This is a genomic window from Providencia sp. (genome assembly GCF_003533305.1).
Classification (GTDB): domain Bacteria; phylum Pseudomonadota; class Gammaproteobacteria; order Enterobacterales; family Enterobacteriaceae; genus Providencia.
In genome coordinates this window covers 157,320-174,085 of the sequence record NZ_DOEH01000009.1, presented here as the reverse complement: position 1 = coordinate 174,085, position 16,766 = coordinate 157,320, and the positions used below count along the sequence as shown (strand labels likewise).

Here is a 16,766-nt window from a genome sequence, read left to right as displayed (position 1 = left end):
ATTTAAATTATGGGTATGCCTAAAAAACTCTTTTTGTTTGACCTATTCATTAATGGCCAAACCTACCTTGGACAAGTAGAAGAAGTCACCCCGCCAAAGCTATCATTAAAAACAGAGGATTATCAGGGTGCCGGTATGGTGGGCTCTGTGGCTGTCATGATGGGCTTTGATTCAGGCGCATTAGATATGGATGCCACTATGGGCGGTTTGCTAGCTGAATTATTGGAAAGTTGGGGCGGCGCAATCGACGGCAAGCAATTTCGTTTTGCTGGCTCCTACTATGATGATTCAACCGGTGAATCACTCCCGTGTGAAATTCAAACTCGCGGACGTTTTACTGAGCTTGATTTCGGCAGTGCGAAAGCCGGCGATAACACGCAGCATAAGTACACAATCAAAAACACCTACTGCAAGATCACCATCAATAACAAAGAGGCCTTTGAAGTGGATTTGCTGAATATGGTGTGGAAAGTCAACGGCAAAGACATACTAGAAAAACATCGCGCCAATATTGGCCACTAACTTTTAATAGGAAGATTTACTATGGCTGAAGTTATTCAATTCGACGCACCTATCAAATTAGAATCAGGGCAAGAAGTGACTGAAATCACGATCACAGACACCATGAAACAAGTTGGCGCGCTACGTGGTTTAAAACTGTATGACGTGATGACTTCTGATGTGGATTCGCTGATTAAGTTGCTGCCGCGCGTCACCTCACCCCGTTTAACTGAGCGTGATGTTTCACAGCTTCCGATTCCGACATTCAATGCGTTAGCGACGGGTATTGCCAATTTTTTAGTACCGAGCTCCCCGCCAGAGATGACAGACATCGCGGACGAGTCATAGAGTGCCCCAACGTTGAAACGGATGAGTTAATCGCCGATATCGCCACCGTTTTTCACTGGGCGCCGTCTGAATATGACGCCATGACGGCCTCTGAACTCCTGTTATGGCACCAACGCGCAGCCGCCAGAACAGGAAATGAACCATGAGTAATCGCAATTTAAATATCAAAGTTTCGTTAAGTGCTGCGAATAAGCTATCTTCCCCTGTTAGTGCTGCACAGCGCAGCGCGGCAGGGTTAGCGACGCAAATCAAAGCCACACAAAATACTATCCGCAACCTACAAAGCCAATCGAAAACCTTCGAGCGGCTTTCTAGTTCTGTAAATCAAAACTCGCAGGCTTACGAGACAGCTAAAAATAAAGTCAAAGCATTGCGAGACCAATACCCACCGCTAACTCAACAAACAGATGAGCAAAAAAGAGCTTTAGCCGCTGCCCGTTTGGAACGTGATCGCTACGGCCGGACACTCGACAAAGAGAAACAAAAGCTTAATAACGTGACAGCGTCACTCTATCGTCATGGCGTATCGGCGCGTCAAAGCGGTGATGCCACAGCACAAGTGACTCGGCGAACGGAAATCTATAATAGGCAGCTAGATGAGCAGCGCCGGCGACTAGGTGCCGTGACTCGAGCGCAAGGCCAATATGCAAAGTCAAAAGAGTTACGTAATAAGCTAGCAACGGGTGGTGCAATCGCGACCGCAGGCGGTGCCGGTGCGCTTTATGCAGGCTCCCGAATCACTGCGCCTGGTCGAGACTTTGATGAGGGTATGTCGACTGTTCAAGCTCTGACCCGATTAGATAAGGACTCGCCTCAACTCGCCATGTTACGTCAACAAGCCCGTGAACTTGGCGCCAGTACCGCTTATACCTCCACTGATGTTGCCGCCGGTCAGAAGTTTTTGGCCATGGCCGGTTTTACGCCAGATGCCATTAAACAGGCATTAGGTGGCGTATTAAATATGGGTTTAGCCGGTGATATGGATCTCGGTGAGGCATCGGATATCGGCTCAAATGTTTTGACGCAATTTCAATTGAAAGCGGATGAGATGAACCGCGTTTCTGATGTACTGACTGCCACTTTTACCCGCAGTAATACCGATTTACGCCAACTAGGTGAAACCATGACCTATGCCGGCCCGATTGCAGCACAGCTCGGTGTCAGCCTTGAAAGCATGGCAGCAATGGCAGGAACCATGGCCGATAACGGTATCCGTGGCAGTATGGCGGGTACATCACTCCGCGCCGGCTTATCACGAATGGTTGCCCCTGTTGGCAAAGGTCAAGCCGCCCTCGACAAGCTAGGGATTAGCGTTAAAGATGCCAGCGGAAAATTGCGCGATGCCGACACAATATTAAAAGATATTGGTAAAAGTATGCGTAAATTCGACCAAGCTAGCCAAATTCGCATGAAAAAAGATATCTTCGGCGAGGAGGCGATGGTCGGCATGGGCGCGGTAATTGATTCAGTGCTGAATGGCCGTTATGGCGCGCTGAAAACGGCCAATATGGGCGCCGAAGGTGAAGCTGATAAAAACGCTAAAGTTAAGATTGATAACTTAAAAGGCGACCTGAAACAGTTGCAATCTGCATGGGAAGATCTCGGTATTGAGATCCAAGAAAATGTTGATTCCCCTTTGCGGCGTGTGACTCAATCATTGACTGGCTTTATTGGTCAAGTTGGTCAATGGATGAAAGCACACCCGAAAATGACGCAAGCCCTTGCTGTCGGAGGGATTGCCATTGCCACTTTAGTCACTGCACTCGGTGCCTTAGCCCTTGCTTTGGCAGCGGTTATTGTACCTTTTGCGGCTATGCGACTCAGCGTGTTTATGCTCACCGGTGGCCGCGGCCTCGGTGGACTTATTCCTAAATTAGGCTCGTTTTCGTTTGGCTTAAAAAGTTTAATTCCTTCCATTGGCAAAACAGGTCGCAGCGTGCGCGACTGGTTGCCTATATTTGGTAATGCCAAAGGGGCTGTTAGCCGGCTTTCATCTAGCGTGATGGCGCTTAGTCGAACCGGCTTTACGAGCATTCTTGCTGGTGCAGCCTCTACCGGTGGCGCCCTTTCTTTGTTATTCACCAATCCATTGGGGGCATTAACGGCTCTTGGCTCTGGAATTAAAGGACTTGTTACCGTTGGATTTAGTAGCTTAATGGCTGCCGGTAGTAACGCGATTGGTGTTATTGGCGGCGGTTTTTCCTTGTTATTGAGCCCTGTTGGGCTATTTATCGCAGCCATCGTGGCGGCTGGCGTGCTGATTTACCAATACTGGGAACCGATTAAAGCCTTTTTTAGTGGGTTTTGGGATGGTTTCACGTCTGCCCTTGCCCCGATGGGCGCAACATTCAGTGCCACCTTTGCCCCATTCGCACCGATATTTGATGCCATTTCAAACGCCGTCAGCAAGGTGTGGAATTGGTTTAAAGAATTACTTTCACCGGTTCAACTGTCTACCGAAGAATTGAAATCCTGCACTGAAGCCGGTCAGGTATTTGGTGATGTGGTAGGGAAAGCAATTAGCGCCCTATTTTGGCCAATTCAGCAAGTCGCCAAAGGATTAGGTTGGATATTAGAAAAGCTTGGCGTTATTCCTGATGCAGCCAGTGCCGCCGCCGATGCAGCAAGATCCATGGGTGTTGACCCGAACGAAAAAGACCCATTTAAGGTACTCAATTCGGTTTCATCCTATGCAGGAAAAACCGCCAAAGCCAATGAGCAAGCCAAAAAACAACAAGCCGAGGCAACCAATAAAATCACCAGTAGCGTAATGGTTGCCGGTAAACAGCTAGAAAAAAATAGCGAGTTACAGCAAAAAGCTAATGAGGTTAACCCGTTAGAAAATGCGGAAAAATACGGTACTTTGGTTTATGACGGCGCAGAGAAAAAGGGTAAAGCCAAAGGCAGTAAATCCGCGTTAAGCGATGCGGCTGAAAGTGTCGATAAAAATAAACTCGGCGATATTGTATTTAAAAACTTTCCATCTGTGACAGCGGTTGATGGTCTGTATCGAGAGCCTCGTATTGCCGCCCAAAAGCAACCATCATTGCTATCTCAACTCAATGATTCCCTTATCAATACTTTTGCCCCTATTCAGCCCAAATTAAACGCAATACCGGTGGCTGTATCCCCGACCCGACCAGAACGCCACATCATGCAGCCTGAATACAATACTTTTGAATTACATTTTCACGGGGTTGATGTGAATAACGAGAAGAAACTGGCCGACGTTGTGAAACAACAATTAACCGCATTATTACGTGAACGCGATAACCGTCGCCGTTCCAGCTTAAAAGATCAGGACTAAATTATGATGATGATTTACGGCATGTTTGTGTTTGAGCTGCGCACCGCCCCTTATCAAACTTTTAACCATTCCCTTGATTGGCGACATGTGAAAAATGACCGTGTTGGCCGCAGTGCAAAATGGCAATACATCGGCGCCGGTGAAGATAAAATCACACTGGCCGGCACGCTTTACCCCGAAGTCACCGGCGGTGATATGTCGCTGGAATTACTGAAAACATCGGCCTATGTGGCTAAGCCACTGCCTTTGATTGAAGGTACAGGAACCATTTATGGTATGTATGTAATCACCAATCTGGTTATGGATAGGACCGAGTTTTTTACCGACGGTAAGGCGAAGAAAATAGATTTTACACTGTCGTTAAGTCGGGTTAGTGAAGATGTGAGGGAAAGATTGGCGGGTGTGGATGTTGGGGGGTTGATGGGAGTGTTTTGAATAAAAATACAGTTTTATTTACACGATTAGTCGGATGAAGAATAAAAAAACCAAAAAAGCCGCTTAACTAAAAGTGCCCAACTTTATGGGGTCACTTCAGGAGACGGCCTTATTTATTAATCAAAAAACTATTCTCTTTCGTGTCTATCCCTTTGATATGCATGGAAACTGCTTTCGCTGCGACAACTTTCACATTCAAGGCTTTCACTATCATCGCAAAGCTCATAGGCTTCTAGCAATTCTTCACCCATCAAAGTTTGTTCACATTCGTTATGATAGCCGCCCGGATCGGTTATTCCAGAACAGCTCTGCGTCAAGAACGGTTCTATTACGTTCTGCTGCTTAGGTGTAAGTGAAGCGAATCCGTTGTCAACAGCATATTGAGCAATACCGCTGACCTTTGGATCTTCACCATCAAAGACGCCGTGTGTGATCTGATAACTCAAAATTCTTTCTTTTACGCTCATATGACCTCCAGAGGATTGTAAGATGAATAATAAATAAAACTATTACATGACTACGTCTTATTACTTATATTATTTGGCCTTATTAAAATCATCATATAGGCTAATTACTTTATTAAATATTTCTGTAGCGGTTATATTCCATATAGATTCCATTTTATTTTCAGGTTCTTTTATTTTTTTATAGGAAATAATGGTATATTTAGATTCATATGCATTGATATATTCGGCAGTTTTTCCACTGTCTCTTGATGTACAAATAATCAAATTACATCCTTGTTCATCAAAATATTTGAGACTATCATGAAGACGTCCTAGCCCTTTAGAAGGTCCAACTGGATCACCTTGACTCTCAATACCAATTTTAAACTCACCTATTTCGATAATACGTTTAATATCTGATGTTGCTCTTTTACTTAAAAAATCTGTTTCTATAGCCTGATTTCCATAATGATCCAATATCTTTCTACGAACAATTTTTATTGTGGTAGTTTTACCTATATTGATTGGGCCTTTCAAAGCTAAAATATGCGGTTGGAACATGGTGCTTCCCATAATTAATATACACGCAAATGATTCTACACAATAAATATATTAATTATCTTAATGTATGTCTCACTTTGGGCTGACTGGACAATTAACACACAATTTTAACGAAATAATTTCCTATCTCCCTTTCTTGGTGTTCTTGATAATTTTTTAACGATATTTATTGTTGAGTGGAGAGAATGAATCAGTGAGGGAAAAAGAGTGAATATCGCTATAAGCATTTGATGACAAAGCCCCACTGACTGGGGGCTTTAAGATAGATTAATCTTCTTCCGGTTTCATTGACCATTCAATATTTGGGGCTAATGAAGTATCAATATCAGAAACTTTAATACTGTATATTTCCCACTGTTTTAGTAACGCAACTTCTTCATCAGTTGCCATTTCTAGGCGAGTTTTACGTTCAAGCATTAATATCTGTTGCTCGGCTTCTTCTAATCGCTGGTTTTTTTCGTTATCCGCTATAGCAACAAATGATGCTTTTTGCGCTTCAACATCAGTGACCCATTTTTTGCCGTTCCACTTATCAAACTCAGTTTTCGGCTCTAACAAAGTCAATGTCGGCGGCAAATCACCGATAAAATCAATCTCAATCGGTTGGCGGTTGTCAGTGCTGTAAGCGGTTTTTGTCCTATGGTCTACAACAATTTCCCATTTCGTTTCATCTTGACTGCGAACTACCGCAAAACCTGTTTTTGTAGGTAATTCAGGCGCGTCAACATAAGCACCCGCTGATACACTCACATCAAAATAAATATTCTCCATGCTTGCGTTTAAATATTCGCGCGTTTGTGGGTCTGCAATATAGACTTTAATCCAACCTGCTTTTGTTGCTAAACCATTGTCACCAATTTCGGCTTGTTCAATCTCTAAATTATAATTTTTCATTATGCTGCTCTCACGATATATAAAAATGCAATGTTACGAGGTCTAGTTTCACCACTTGAGCCTGAGTTTTCTGTCGTAAAATTTAATGTACCTAAGTTCTGACCAAGCGTACGCATAGCTCTTGTCTCTAATCCCCCATTACCACTCGCCCCATTCAATTTAATATCATGAGTATGCTGTTGGTATGAATGCACCTGATTAGACAAAACTACACGTCCACTATCAATATTACGCCCAGCATCAAGGCCACGAAGGAATTCTCCCCGCAAATCAGGTAAAACTCCTGTTGGGTATGCTTTTGCTAGAAGTGGATACGTTGTTTTATTGAATGATTGGCCATTGCAAACTAAAAAACCTGACGGAGCGGTAGCTTGAGGCCATGGAATAGGTGCGCCTACCGGATAATCACTAAGTTCCTCAGATATACCTGATACTTTTAAGTGTCCGTTCCGATCCGTTTTAGCATTGGCTGTTGTGTAAAACATTTGAGTAAAGGGAACGGTCTCACTGCTTGTATAAGATAATGAGTACCAGTTTGGATATGCAGCACTGCCTCCCTCGCACGCAAGTACTTTTACGGCTCTACCTGCTCCATTAGCAGCCCAAGATAAGGTAACGCCAATCAAATTTTTATTAATTGTATTAGTCAATGAGGCATCATACGTGCGAAATCCATTAACAGTAGGGCGGGTTTTATCAATACTGGAGTACACAGATTGACTACCGACGCCAAAATCACCATGGAGCATTAAATTTCCTGCTCTTTCAGGCCATTTAACGTTATAAAAACTGTTACCTGTTGGATTCATAGAAAGTCCATCTAATGTAAGCCACATACGCTTACCACCCATTCCAACCTCACCAATCCCTACTTGCGTGAACGCGTGTTGTCCTTTCCATGTTACATCGTTACCAACTCCGGTATTCATGAACCTTACATCCATTTTAGAATTAAGGCCGTTGTTTAATGCTGTATTGGTTGCATAGTCACCCGCAGGTGCGTAATTCCCTTTAGGTTGATATCTGCCGTCTGATTCAATTTTTGAATAGCTGTACCCAATTACTGCAAGCTTACCAATTTCTGTAGTAAACAAATTCAGACTAGGGACTCTGTCGTTATCGTTGCCTTTCTGGCCTGAAATATTCGCTTTATCGAATTTTTTATTTAAATCCAGTTTGGTTTGCGCCGATAGTGCATCAATCTTTTTATCGACTACAGTGATTTCAGTATTCACATAATCACGGGTCGCAAGTACTACCGATGGATCAATCTTTAATGTGACTGACTCAGTGTGACTCACAATTAATACGATACGAATTGATTGTGTGCGGCCTGAGCCCTCAGCTAATTGTGGTTTATAGGTTTCGGGGCAGTTTGCGATAGCAATTAAATTACCGGCTTTATCAAACAGACCGATTTCACGTATCCACCAACCGCCCTCGGATTCAGGGATAATCTGCTCTGCAACAATTTGATTTTTATTCTTTTCATCAATAAACAAGGTATTGATAGCCGCTCGACGTTTTTCGGCGATTAGCTTTGTTTGATTCGTATCGGGTGTCGGTAATGCACCGCCGCCATCACCGACGGACATATGCGTTAGTTCTAGCTTTGTGCCTAGCGCGGTGGCTTGGGCTAATAAGTTCTCACCTAATTTAGTGAGTAGAGCAAAGTATTTCATTGTGGATTAATCCTCATTTCATCAATTAGGTGAATAGCTGCGCCGTGAACATCAAGGCCAGAGACAGAAATTAGCGGCGGCGTATAAGCATAAACAGTCACTGAGTCGCCTGTATAGCTTGATGCGGCGCAGTAGATATCGCCCCGCGTTTCAAGCCGAATAGTCAGCCCGATAAGGTGACGGCTCGCTGGCTTCACATCAAAAATTAACGCTTCTAACTCTTGATACATTTCCTCAGTGATACCGGTTTCAAGAACACCGATATCAAGGCGAAACGTGCCGGCGGTTTCGTTGGTTTTCCACCACTCAATCACGCGAATTAAATAGCCCAATGGCTCAACCACACGGCGTAAGGCTCCGATTGTGCCCTTGTGTTTATGAATAAACATCGCGGCTTTAATCGCATCTCGCTTGGCTTTTTCTGACCAGTTTTTATCCCAGCGATCAACACTAAACGCCCACGCCAAATACGGCAGCAAATGTACTGGACATAAATCAGGGTTCCACAATTCACGAATAGGAATAGGCACGCGCTCAATTTGCGCGAGTGATTCAGCCGCTGCGAGTTCTAACGGTGACGAGCCAACCGGCAATAATTGGCTATTCATCAGATCCCCCAAGTGCCACATTAATTTGTGTGCAATAACTGGCTTGCGTTTTATCAAGCTTGATATCGGCAACCGGCTTTTTCAGTTCGACACGCTGAACGCCTTGAACATGTAGCGCGGCATAAATAGCACTGAGAACAATGTCACGGCCTAACCGATGTTGTTGAGTGGTATAACGTTTTAATTGCGCCTCGGCGGCGGCGGTGATCGGTTCGTATTCAGGCGAGGGATAGCAGTAGATCACGGCGTCAATTTCATAGTTAACAATGGTAGCTGTCTGCACGGTGACACGGTCAGCTACGGGGCGAACATCTTCATCGTTTAACGCTAAAGTAACTTTTTCAATGAGATCAACGGGTGCTCTGCCGTTTCCCTCACGAGATAACACCGTTACGGTGACATAAGCCGGTGCAGGACTAATCACTGAGGCATCTGATACCCGACCATCAGCACTGCGAGCATGATATTCATAGCTGCCAATCGGACCCGCTACGCTTAGCGCTTCAAAGGCGGCAGGAATACGCAAACGTAAGTTAGAATCTGACTCATACACCGGCGCAATAGGTGGAATAGCATTTTCATCGCCGGCGGATAATATTAGGCGTTGAACATTATTATTGGCCGCGAGTTGATCAAGGTCAGCGCCAGTAGCAAAAGCCACCATGCTTGCACGCGCTGCTTCATTGACGCGCTGGCGTAGAATCAATTCGCGGTAACAATTTTCTTGCAGTAATTTGGTTAGGGGCTCGGATTCTAATTCCAAAGTACGGGCGATAGCTTCCCGCTTTTCCGACGGCATAGCAGAAATTAATGCGGCTTTGCGCTCACTAAATATCACCTCAAAATCTAATATTTCGACCACATCCGGTGCGGGTAATAAACTTAAATCAATACTGGCTGCCATACTTTTACCTCACAGGAATAGAAATCGAAACTGGCTCACCCGATGGCACTATCACGCCGGATAAACTCACCGCCATTTCGCCAATATCTGAACGAACATAATCAATTGCTTGCAACCTAACTCGCGGCTCCCACTGCATCAGTGCCATATAGCACGCGCTCATAATTTTGAGGCGCAACGCAGGGTTTTGTGGTTGGTCAATCAGGTCATATAACATTGAGCCATACTGGCGGCGCATCACTCGCGAACCGATCGGCGTTCGCAAAATATCGGCGATACTTTGGCGAATATGTTCACCATCATTTAGGCTGCGTCCTGTTTTCGCATTCATACCGCAATACTTCATACGGGTTTCCCTGAAGTTTCACCGCCAGAACGCACGCCACTGTGCTGGTGAGTATGAATAACCACACCATTGGAGGTTATCGCCCCGCCGGTATGGTTAAAGTTACCGGTCATTTCACCGCCCTTTTCCACATTTAACGTGGCAGTGGTGAGATTGTTTGTGCAAATCACATTCGGTGTATCAAATTTGATTTCAATAGAGGCTTTGCAAATCACTTTTTTAGTTGTGGCCGTAATTTCGTCACTAGCTTCAATCACCGCTTTTTTAATGCCAACCGCTTTTAATGTTCCGTTTTCCGGCTCGTATTCGATAACCGCACCATCGGAAAAGGTATGGTTCAATGCATTAGCTGAATGTGACGGCGCGGGATTGTCATTGCTATACAGCGACCCAAGGACAAAACCGGTGGTTAACTCGCCTCCCATTGCCCCAATCAATACTTGCTCACCCACCGTTGGCGCCCAATAGCTGCGAGATTCACCGGCGCGATAAACTAACCATCGAATCCAATCCGTGACCAATTCACCCGATTGAACACGGCAACAACTAGTGTCTAAATCCACCTCGGTGACCACACCTTGACGGAAAATATTGCTGAGCAAGCGGTATAGCTCTTGTGAATTCATAGCTGCCCCACTAAATCGAGATAAATCATTTCTAACAAGCCAAGGCGCTCATGCTCTGAAAGCCCCAACAACTCACGCTTTGGGTAACGCGCCCGCGCCAATTGATTCACCGCGCCCTCAAGCCCATATTGATGCTCTCTGGCAATGGCGGCGGCTTTGCCTTGAAAGCCCACAATCGCACTGTCTTGGTTATTACGGATATGTAGAAATCGCGCTGCTCTGAGTCGCTTAAACATCGGGACTTTACGCTTGGTACTGCGTTTTATCGATGAAAAATTGATATCTAGAAAACGGGCAATATCTTGACGATAAAAAGTTCTTACCGCGCCTCTATCTTCATCAAATCCGGTGATAGTTTTACCTCTCTTGCCTTTTGAACCTTGCCAATTTCTCAAAGTTCGAACATCACCACGATGAATAAACCGAATTTGCTGCTGTGCCCGTAATACCTTGTGTTTACGAGGCTTATAGGCCGAACCGTCCGCATTTTTTTGACTGCGAATACGCTTTTGTTGGTCGGCACGAATTGCCCGCGCCAATTTGCCAGTAAGTTTTCGGCGATAAGCCGGTGAGGTTGTGGATAACAAGCCATTAAGCTCATTTTCAAGTTGCATAAACAGGTTGTTATCACTCATGAGTCATCACCCCCTCATCAATGACAATATCCCATGCAGGCATCGGCAGTGCTGGTGTTGGCTCTGTAATATGAGTCTGAGTAATTTTTCCATTCTCTTTTTTGACGATCACCCGTTCAGAGGCTTGAATGGTAAACAGCACGTCGATTTTTTCATTGTCGAGAATATCCGCTTTGTAACGAATGCCATTCGCCCGTTTATCAGGGTTAAATAACAAGTCTGGCTGATGCTTTCGGGCAAACATCAATATCGCCAATGAGAGCTCGCTTAACTCGCCGGTATAATCCATGGCCAACACCTGAATTTGGTATTCATTCAAGTAAGAGGCTGATTGTGTACCCGTGGCCTGTACGCCGCCCTCTGTTATATAGACCTCTAATAAATCAGGGTCTTGCTTGAAGAAAGGAATTTGCTCAACAATAATTTGGCGTAATAAGTTCGGCTTTAGCATTATTTCCCCCGATAGTCATACAGTGCTTTTTGGCAACGCATTTCAACGCGTTCTTGTGGTGATGCCGTAGCACATTTAGGCTCTTGTAATAGCACCAAGCCACTAAAGAAAAAGGTAATTAAAAACAGTGTGATAAATAACAAAGTGACGTATTTCATTTGTTCGCCTTGCACTGGTCGATCACGTCACGGATATAGCCCTGTAAATAGCTTATTTTCGCTCTGTCTCGCTTAATTCCGGTTCGGATATCGTGAACAATAAGTCCACCTTTTCGAGTGAGTCCGACGGCGGCAACATCGCCCACGCTGCCGGTGCGGGCAGTGTGATTGATGGCGAGCTGACAGGTTGCAAGGTCGGCGCTGGCGAACCGCACGCGGCGACGCTCAGTGAGCAAATCATCACGCAAACGCTGAGAATCATTTTGTTCATTTAATAACCTCTGGTTATAGGCCACATCAAGCTGATGCGCGGTATCTTGTGCTTTTTGTAATTGGGCGAGTTTTTCAGTCGCATCAATAAAGGCTTGGGCGCTGATAGCATTTAGCGCCATCTGATGCCCCAATTCAGTTGCATCTAATTTGGACTGATAAACCAATCGAGTGATACCGATTGCCGCCCCACCACTGACTAGCGCAACAGCCAAATATCCTAATAAAACATGACGATAACTGACCATCATTGCTTCCACTCACCGCACAGTAATTCGGCCTCTTGGTCACGGCGGATCACTTGGCCATAACAGCCGTTTGGCTGGCCTTTGGTTTGTCGGCAATCTTTGCCGCCATCACGCGTCCATTTGGGTAATTCAGCACAGGCGCCCTTGATATCACCAGCGTTCAACTTTCGATAAAAGGTGGATGAAAAACATTTGGAAGGACCAATGTTATAAGGGCAAAATGACGCGATACCAGCAATTTGTGGCTCTGTGAGTGGTACATAAACATGACGTTTAACCCATGAAATGGCTTTATCTGCTTCAATGCAATTTAATTTGTCGCATTCCCCTTGCGTGAGTTTGGTATCCAGTTTGATTTTCTGGCCATCAATACGCGTTACCCCGCGACAAATGGTGATAACGCCGCCCGCATCACGATAAGCCTTGAGTGTATTACCCTCTTTTTCATCCAAAAAGCCGGAGAGGATCGCACCGCCACTGGCACCTGAAATAATCAACGCAATTACCGCCTGACTTAATCGTGATTTTGTATTCATTTCATAAATCCTTTGGTGATTGCTCTGTGACTTTTACGATGTTTTGAATATCACGCTCAGTAATGGGATGGCGTGAAAAATAACGCTCTAATATACGAGTGCGCTTTATCTGCTCACGACGGTTTAGCCGATAGGTCATTACACCTAACGAAATACTGGCAATCAGCCCAGCCAAGAAACCCCATTCATACAAAGAAAAATCACCAAAAAAACCTAAAATGCCTGACCCGCTGAAGAAGCTACCGAATCCTGAAAGGGTGTAAGATAGGCGGCTGTACCATTCACTCATGCTATTAATCCCTTTTTATTAATCCCAAAGTTGGATCATTTCTTGTTGTGCCGCCGGTGCAATATCGGGTAGTTCCACCCATTGCCCCGCGGCAAGCTGTATGCCGCCCTCTACCAGATTCGGATTGACCTGTAATACTTGTTCCACAATGCCCTGAGTGCGCCCATAATGCCGCCAACATAATAGGTCAACGGTGTCACCTTGCAACGCCTGCACTTTCATTAAACGAGCTCCGCAAACATGCGTAATTTACCGAGAATATCCCGCACCGCATTTTGTCCATCGCGGCGTAAATCATCGACTTGTGTACTTAGGGCTTGAGCGTGCTTTTCACCCTCGCGTGTTGTGTCGATATCGCGGTAGTTTTCAATCAATAACGCTTTCGTGAAGCTATACACCGCATGGTGATAACGAAAAATTATCGCCGTGGTGTCGTTAATTTGAGGTGAAGGCACCTCAGATAATTGATTGAATCCGTTATTTTTTTGTACTTCACGCCACTCATCCAATAGCTGATTGACATACAAAACCGCTTCCGTGGCCATATGCTTTAATCGACTTGTAGTGACATTGCCGGTCAAGCGCATCGACTGCCTTAATTGAGCAAGCACAATCACTGGCCAGAAGTCGCCCGAGGTGATTTTTTCGTCACCATCGTTAATGCTTTCTTCTTGTACGGAATGGATCTGTTTTGTAGCCACTAAGCTCATGATTTACCCTCTGAGAAAACGGAGGTGGACAGCGATAACATAAGAGGATTAGCCCTTTATTATTGCTGTGCCTCCGTGGCTTGCGGGTGCAACTCGGTTATTGCTATTTTTTAGGCGTTTCGTCGTCTTGCTTGCGAACTGCCCGTAATAGCTGTTCAATTTCTTTTTTCACACCAATGTCTTTATCGATAAGAATGGCTTTTTGCAGATATTCGAGTGCTAAAGCTTGTTGATTTTCATCACCTTTTAGTGTTAAACCAATCACCTTATACAACTTGGCTCGCGCGCCATCGGGTATATCTGACTTCTCGGTAATGCGCTCTAACACTAGCAACTCATCAAGTGACGCTGTCACCTCACCCTCTTTACCACTGGCTTTAACGGCTAATGACCAGTCGCAAATTTCATCCACTAAAACAGTGGCTAAGGTGCGGTTGTAGTTATCAGGCAACGGCAAATTAAATTGAATGGCATATTCCGCCATTTTTAACGCATCAGCATATAAACCGGCGTCGATGTACCAAACCAAGGTGCGAGTAAAGACCTCATCGGCCACACCACTTTGACTTTCCAACACACCCTCAATCCAACCTTGATAATTAGGTAAGATTTCACGTTTATAAGCGGCTTTTCGGTCGTTGCCTTGAATGTTGCTTAACTGCGATTGGTCAGCACGTAGACGATGCAAAATATTTTCATATGCTGTCATATCGGCTCGTGACATTTCGCCATTAGATTCACCACGACGTGAGGCCATCACTTTTTGCCAATGTTGCTGTGCCGGTGTTAAATGTTCCATTTGGTTTCCCTAATATTGGCTTAAATGTCTTTATTTTCTGCGTAGTTGATACCTTCAATCAGGCAAGATAGGCCATAATCTTCAATTACATAGCCCTCATTCCCCGACGAATACGTCGCTACGCGGTTATATTCCGGCTCATCTTTGATCACACGGCGATATTTGCCTTTCTGCCAGTACACTGAGAGGTTTTTAAAGGTAGTGATTAATGTTGTGCCATCAGGGAAAAATGGCACTTGTAGCGTTGGTAAATTGCCCATTGAACTGAGTTTCAATAATTCATTACCGGCGAGCATTTCCATGTTGGGATTTTGCTCACTGTGCTTGTTCATGATTTTGAAATTTTTATCGGTATAAAGCTGATAGCCCGTGATGGCCACTAAACCTTGCGCACGGCGGTGCCATGGGTCTAACAGTGAATTCACCGCATCAAATACCATCGCATCCACATTGGCATACGTGCCTTTGGCAATGATCTTTCCATTTTCATCACGATTAGTCAGTGTGACGCCTTTCATCACGCGCTGTGGCGCTGCTTCACGGATTTTTTGTAGCCAACCGATATTGACGTCTTGTAATAATGGATTTTCGGCTTTATTGGACTTTTTCACTCGCTGAATACCGTTGAAACCAATCATTAAGCGGTCATTCGCTTCTTGCTGTGCAATTAGTTGGCTAATCATCGGCTGAAATTCAGGGTGCCCCGCCCATGCATCGAGCCATGAATAAGGTACGTAAGTATCCCAGTTCGTTTGCTCGCAACGATAATCGTCGCTATTTTCATCATTCACTTGTTCAGGATTACGGCGATCGGTGTTAGAGGTGTTAGTGCTAGCGATCGGTCCATTTACGGAACCAAATACCTTTTGCCCCTCCTGGTCCGTCACACCAAATGAATTAATTTGTTTTAGAAATGGGCTATTTTCCATTTTGGCTTTTTCTAAACGCTGCTGAACCGTTGGATCAACACTAAAATTTAACGACGAGCCCTCACGGCGTACCCCGTTTAATCGGGCTTGTTGGTCAAGCCATGAGAGATAATTCGCGAGTGATTCATTACTGATACCCATAGTAAAAACCTTTTATTTATTTGAATTTAAGAAAGTGAAGCCAGAATTAATACTCGGCCAACTTGGTAGAGCCGCCGGTCACTGGCGGGCGACCTTCTCCCGAACTATCTGTTAGCTCAAGCTTTTGCTTTAATGCATTAAAGTCATTGGTAAGCTGCGATAACGCTCGCTTTTGCGCTTCATTTTCAGTTAATAACGTGCCGCATTGCTGCGCGGTTAATTCAATGGCTTTTTGTAAGTTGGCGGCTTCTTCTGAATTGTGATTACGTTCAAGTCCTAGCCACTGTTTCACCGTGGATAAGAATTTTTTACCGGCTTCTTTATCTTCTTGATGTTCCGCTCGTTGCTCACTCAACAAATGGCATTGCGTTTCTAATGATGCGGTAAATCGATTACCGATCTCAGGTAAACCGCGGGATGCGGTACTAAGTTCAATTGGGCGAGAACCTACGGCCGCAGGGTAATCGGTTAATGCCACGCCGGTTAAATAGGCGCGTTTGGTTTGTGGAAACGAGGGATAATATTCAATACTGGAAAAAATCTTCTGGCCAGATTTATTCAGGTTAACAATGTATTCATCTTTCAGCTCATCAACCTCAATAGTGACTTCTAAGCCTAATTTACCTTTTAGCTCACCCTCGGTAAGTTCGACGGTATTAACCGCTGAAATCATGCTATAGCTGCGAAATTGGCTATCTGGAAACAGGCTTTTAATGTGGTCTAAATTCACGCGGCCACAATAAAAATTAGGATCATAGTCCTTCGCCATCTGCTCTATATGTTCACGCTCAACGGGAAAACCGTTAAGTGTCATTCCTTCGGCGCAAGCAACCAGTTTTATCTGACGCGTTTTTTTACCCTGTGGCATAAATCAATCTCCATTCCTGACAGTTCTGTCATTTCGATAACGCTACTATCGCAATCATTTTCTTTTTGCTCAAA

At 44.8% G+C, this 16,766-nt stretch carries 24 protein-coding genes; 5 read left to right on the top strand and 19 right to left on the bottom strand.

The annotated features are described in order from the left end of the window. The first annotated feature begins 9 nt into the window (after positions 1-9). Genes DD649_RS03495 through DD649_RS03475 form a run of 5 tightly spaced genes read left to right on the top strand, consistent with a single transcriptional unit; the run spans position 10 to position 4,591 of the window. Entirely contained in the window at positions 10-522 is a 513-nt protein-coding gene (locus DD649_RS03495) for a phage major tail tube protein (protein ID WP_294103661.1), read from the top strand. Between the two features lie 21 nt (positions 523-543). Continuing rightward, the gene (locus DD649_RS03490; protein ID WP_006813026.1) at positions 544-849 is read left to right on the top strand and encodes a phage tail assembly protein; all 306 of its coding nucleotides are present in this window, start codon (positions 544-546) and stop codon (positions 847-849) included. Next, complete coding sequence (locus DD649_RS20045) at positions 765-995, top strand: GpE family phage tail protein (RefSeq protein ID WP_326832401.1); 231 nt, start codon at positions 765-767, stop codon at positions 993-995. Before DD649_RS03490 ends, DD649_RS20045 begins: the two co-directional genes overlap by 85 nt. Then, on the top strand, positions 992-4,156 hold the full coding sequence (locus tag DD649_RS03480; RefSeq protein ID WP_294103642.1) for a phage tail tape measure protein: 3,165 nt from the start codon (positions 992-994) through the stop codon (positions 4,154-4,156). The genes DD649_RS20045 and DD649_RS03480 overlap by 4 nt, the downstream gene beginning before the upstream one ends. Positions 4,157-4,159: 3 nt before the next feature. Continuing rightward, a complete protein-coding gene (locus DD649_RS03475) occupies positions 4,160-4,591 on the top strand; it encodes a phage tail protein (protein WP_336429076.1) in 432 nt (143 codons plus the stop codon). A 128-nt stretch (positions 4,592-4,719) separates the two neighbouring features. Here the strand turns inward: DD649_RS03475 and DD649_RS03470 are convergent, their stop codons facing one another. The 19 genes from DD649_RS03470 to DD649_RS03380 all read right to left on the bottom strand — a co-directional run bounded on the left by DD649_RS03470 (position 4,720) and on the right by DD649_RS03380 (position 16,692). Beyond that, positions 4,720-5,058: a hypothetical protein gene (locus DD649_RS03470; protein ID WP_294103636.1), complete on the bottom strand. Its 339-nt coding sequence runs from the start codon at positions 5,056-5,058 to the stop codon at positions 4,720-4,722. A 69-nt stretch (positions 5,059-5,127) separates the two neighbouring features. Further along, on the bottom strand, positions 5,128-5,598 hold the full coding sequence (locus DD649_RS03465) for a hypothetical protein (protein WP_294103634.1): 471 nt from the start codon (positions 5,596-5,598) through the stop codon (positions 5,128-5,130). A 267-nt stretch (positions 5,599-5,865) separates the two neighbouring features. After that, positions 5,866-6,492, bottom strand: a complete 627-nt coding sequence (locus tag DD649_RS03460; RefSeq protein WP_294103632.1) for a tail fiber assembly protein — start codon at positions 6,490-6,492, stop codon at positions 5,866-5,868. After that, positions 6,492-8,174: a phage tail protein gene (locus DD649_RS03455; RefSeq protein ID WP_294103630.1), complete on the bottom strand. Its 1,683-nt coding sequence runs from the start codon at positions 8,172-8,174 to the stop codon at positions 6,492-6,494. Before DD649_RS03455 ends, DD649_RS03460 begins: the two co-directional genes overlap by 1 nt. Beyond that, positions 8,171-8,782 (bottom strand): phage tail protein I, encoded by a 612-nt coding sequence (locus DD649_RS03450; protein WP_336429072.1) that lies wholly within the window; start codon positions 8,780-8,782, stop codon positions 8,171-8,173. The genes DD649_RS03455 and DD649_RS03450 overlap by 4 nt, the downstream gene beginning before the upstream one ends. Then, positions 8,775-9,686 carry a baseplate J/gp47 family protein gene (locus tag DD649_RS03445; protein WP_294103626.1) on the bottom strand — a complete coding sequence of 304 codons (912 nt, stop codon included), beginning with the start codon at positions 9,684-9,686 and terminating at the stop codon, positions 8,775-8,777. The genes DD649_RS03450 and DD649_RS03445 overlap by 8 nt, the downstream gene beginning before the upstream one ends. A gap of 4 nt (positions 9,687-9,690) precedes the next feature. Beyond that, positions 9,691-10,032, bottom strand: coding sequence for a GPW/gp25 family protein (locus DD649_RS03440; protein WP_294103624.1), 342 nt, complete (start codon positions 10,030-10,032; stop codon positions 9,691-9,693). Then, a complete protein-coding gene (locus DD649_RS03435; RefSeq protein WP_336429067.1) occupies positions 10,029-10,658 on the bottom strand; it encodes a phage baseplate assembly protein V in 630 nt (209 codons plus the stop codon). Before DD649_RS03435 ends, DD649_RS03440 begins: the two co-directional genes overlap by 4 nt. After that, on the bottom strand, positions 10,655-11,293 hold the full coding sequence (locus DD649_RS03430; RefSeq protein WP_336429065.1) for a phage virion morphogenesis protein: 639 nt from the start codon (positions 11,291-11,293) through the stop codon (positions 10,655-10,657). Before DD649_RS03430 ends, DD649_RS03435 begins: the two co-directional genes overlap by 4 nt. Then, positions 11,286-11,744 carry a phage tail protein gene (locus DD649_RS03425; RefSeq protein WP_336429063.1) on the bottom strand — a complete coding sequence of 153 codons (459 nt, stop codon included), beginning with the start codon at positions 11,742-11,744 and terminating at the stop codon, positions 11,286-11,288. Before DD649_RS03425 ends, DD649_RS03430 begins: the two co-directional genes overlap by 8 nt. After that, the gene (locus DD649_RS03420; protein WP_294103614.1) at positions 11,744-11,902 is read right to left on the bottom strand and encodes a preprotein translocase subunit SecG; all 159 of its coding nucleotides are present in this window, start codon (positions 11,900-11,902) and stop codon (positions 11,744-11,746) included. The genes DD649_RS03425 and DD649_RS03420 overlap by 1 nt, the downstream gene beginning before the upstream one ends. Continuing rightward, positions 11,899-12,420, bottom strand: coding sequence for a lysis system i-spanin subunit Rz (locus DD649_RS03415; protein ID WP_336429060.1), 522 nt, complete (start codon positions 12,418-12,420; stop codon positions 11,899-11,901). The genes DD649_RS03420 and DD649_RS03415 overlap by 4 nt, the downstream gene beginning before the upstream one ends. Continuing rightward, complete coding sequence (locus tag DD649_RS03410) at positions 12,420-12,956, bottom strand: lysozyme (protein WP_336429058.1); 537 nt, start codon at positions 12,954-12,956, stop codon at positions 12,420-12,422. The genes DD649_RS03415 and DD649_RS03410 overlap by 1 nt, the downstream gene beginning before the upstream one ends. 1 nt (position 12,957) lies before the next feature. Next, positions 12,958-13,245 carry a potassium channel protein gene (locus DD649_RS03405; protein WP_154611096.1) on the bottom strand — a complete coding sequence of 96 codons (288 nt, stop codon included), beginning with the start codon at positions 13,243-13,245 and terminating at the stop codon, positions 12,958-12,960. 18 nt (positions 13,246-13,263) lie between these two features. Next, positions 13,264-13,467 carry a tail protein X gene (locus tag DD649_RS03400; RefSeq protein WP_154611095.1) on the bottom strand — a complete coding sequence of 68 codons (204 nt, stop codon included), beginning with the start codon at positions 13,465-13,467 and terminating at the stop codon, positions 13,264-13,266. Further along, entirely contained in the window at positions 13,467-13,955 is a 489-nt protein-coding gene (locus DD649_RS03395) for a head completion/stabilization protein (RefSeq protein WP_294103598.1), read from the bottom strand. Before DD649_RS03395 ends, DD649_RS03400 begins: the two co-directional genes overlap by 1 nt. 103 nt (positions 13,956-14,058) lie before the next feature. Beyond that, the gene (gpM, locus tag DD649_RS03390) at positions 14,059-14,754 is read right to left on the bottom strand and encodes a phage terminase small subunit (RefSeq protein ID WP_294103596.1); all 696 of its coding nucleotides are present in this window, start codon (positions 14,752-14,754) and stop codon (positions 14,059-14,061) included. A gap of 20 nt (positions 14,755-14,774) precedes the next feature. Then, positions 14,775-15,824 (bottom strand): phage major capsid protein, P2 family, encoded by a 1,050-nt coding sequence (locus tag DD649_RS03385; RefSeq protein WP_294103595.1) that lies wholly within the window; start codon positions 15,822-15,824, stop codon positions 14,775-14,777. A 46-nt stretch (positions 15,825-15,870) separates the two neighbouring features. Continuing rightward, positions 15,871-16,692 carry a GPO family capsid scaffolding protein gene (locus DD649_RS03380; RefSeq protein ID WP_294103594.1) on the bottom strand — a complete coding sequence of 274 codons (822 nt, stop codon included), beginning with the start codon at positions 16,690-16,692 and terminating at the stop codon, positions 15,871-15,873. Positions 16,693-16,766 lie beyond the last annotated feature (74 nt).

Coding starts and splice junctions, on each gene's coding strand:
- DD649_RS03495 (WP_294103661.1), top strand. CDS start 10: ATGGGTATGCCTAAAAAACTCTTTTTGTTTGACCTATTCATTAATGGC.
- DD649_RS03490 (WP_006813026.1), top strand. CDS start 544: ATGGCTGAAGTTATTCAATTCGACGCACCTATCAAATTAGAATCAGGG.
- DD649_RS03480 (WP_294103642.1), top strand. CDS start 992: ATGAGTAATCGCAATTTAAATATCAAAGTTTCGTTAAGTGCTGCGAAT.
- DD649_RS03475 (WP_336429076.1), top strand. CDS start 4,160: ATGATGATGATTTACGGCATGTTTGTGTTTGAGCTGCGCACCGCCCCT.
- DD649_RS03470 (WP_294103636.1), bottom strand. CDS start 5,058: ATGAGCGTAAAAGAAAGAATTTTGAGTTATCAGATCACACACGGCGTC.
- DD649_RS03465 (WP_294103634.1), bottom strand. CDS start 5,598: ATGTTCCAACCGCATATTTTAGCTTTGAAAGGCCCAATCAATATAGGT.
- DD649_RS03460 (WP_294103632.1), bottom strand. CDS start 6,492: ATGAAAAATTATAATTTAGAGATTGAACAAGCCGAAATTGGTGACAAT.
- DD649_RS03455 (WP_294103630.1), bottom strand. CDS start 8,174: ATGAAATACTTTGCTCTACTCACTAAATTAGGTGAGAACTTATTAGCC.
- DD649_RS03450 (WP_336429072.1), bottom strand. CDS start 8,782: ATGAATAGCCAATTATTGCCGGTTGGCTCGTCACCGTTAGAACTCGCA.
- DD649_RS03445 (WP_294103626.1), bottom strand. CDS start 9,686: ATGGCAGCCAGTATTGATTTAAGTTTATTACCCGCACCGGATGTGGTC.
- DD649_RS03440 (WP_294103624.1), bottom strand. CDS start 10,032: ATGAAGTATTGCGGTATGAATGCGAAAACAGGACGCAGCCTAAATGAT.
- DD649_RS03435 (WP_336429067.1), bottom strand. CDS start 10,658: ATGAATTCACAAGAGCTATACCGCTTGCTCAGCAATATTTTCCGTCAA.
- DD649_RS03430 (WP_336429065.1), bottom strand. CDS start 11,293: ATGAGTGATAACAACCTGTTTATGCAACTTGAAAATGAGCTTAATGGC.
- DD649_RS03425 (WP_336429063.1), bottom strand. CDS start 11,744: ATGCTAAAGCCGAACTTATTACGCCAAATTATTGTTGAGCAAATTCCT.
- DD649_RS03420 (WP_294103614.1), bottom strand. CDS start 11,902: ATGAAATACGTCACTTTGTTATTTATCACACTGTTTTTAATTACCTTT.
- DD649_RS03415 (WP_336429060.1), bottom strand. CDS start 12,420: ATGGTCAGTTATCGTCATGTTTTATTAGGATATTTGGCTGTTGCGCTA.
- DD649_RS03410 (WP_336429058.1), bottom strand. CDS start 12,956: ATGAATACAAAATCACGATTAAGTCAGGCGGTAATTGCGTTGATTATT.
- DD649_RS03405 (WP_154611096.1), bottom strand. CDS start 13,245: ATGAGTGAATGGTACAGCCGCCTATCTTACACCCTTTCAGGATTCGGT.
- DD649_RS03400 (WP_154611095.1), bottom strand. CDS start 13,467: ATGAAAGTGCAGGCGTTGCAAGGTGACACCGTTGACCTATTATGTTGG.
- DD649_RS03395 (WP_294103598.1), bottom strand. CDS start 13,955: ATGAGCTTAGTGGCTACAAAACAGATCCATTCCGTACAAGAAGAAAGC.
- gpM (WP_294103596.1), bottom strand. CDS start 14,754: ATGGAACATTTAACACCGGCACAGCAACATTGGCAAAAAGTGATGGCC.
- DD649_RS03385 (WP_294103595.1), bottom strand. CDS start 15,824: ATGGGTATCAGTAATGAATCACTCGCGAATTATCTCTCATGGCTTGAC.
- DD649_RS03380 (WP_294103594.1), bottom strand. CDS start 16,692: ATGCCACAGGGTAAAAAAACGCGTCAGATAAAACTGGTTGCTTGCGCC.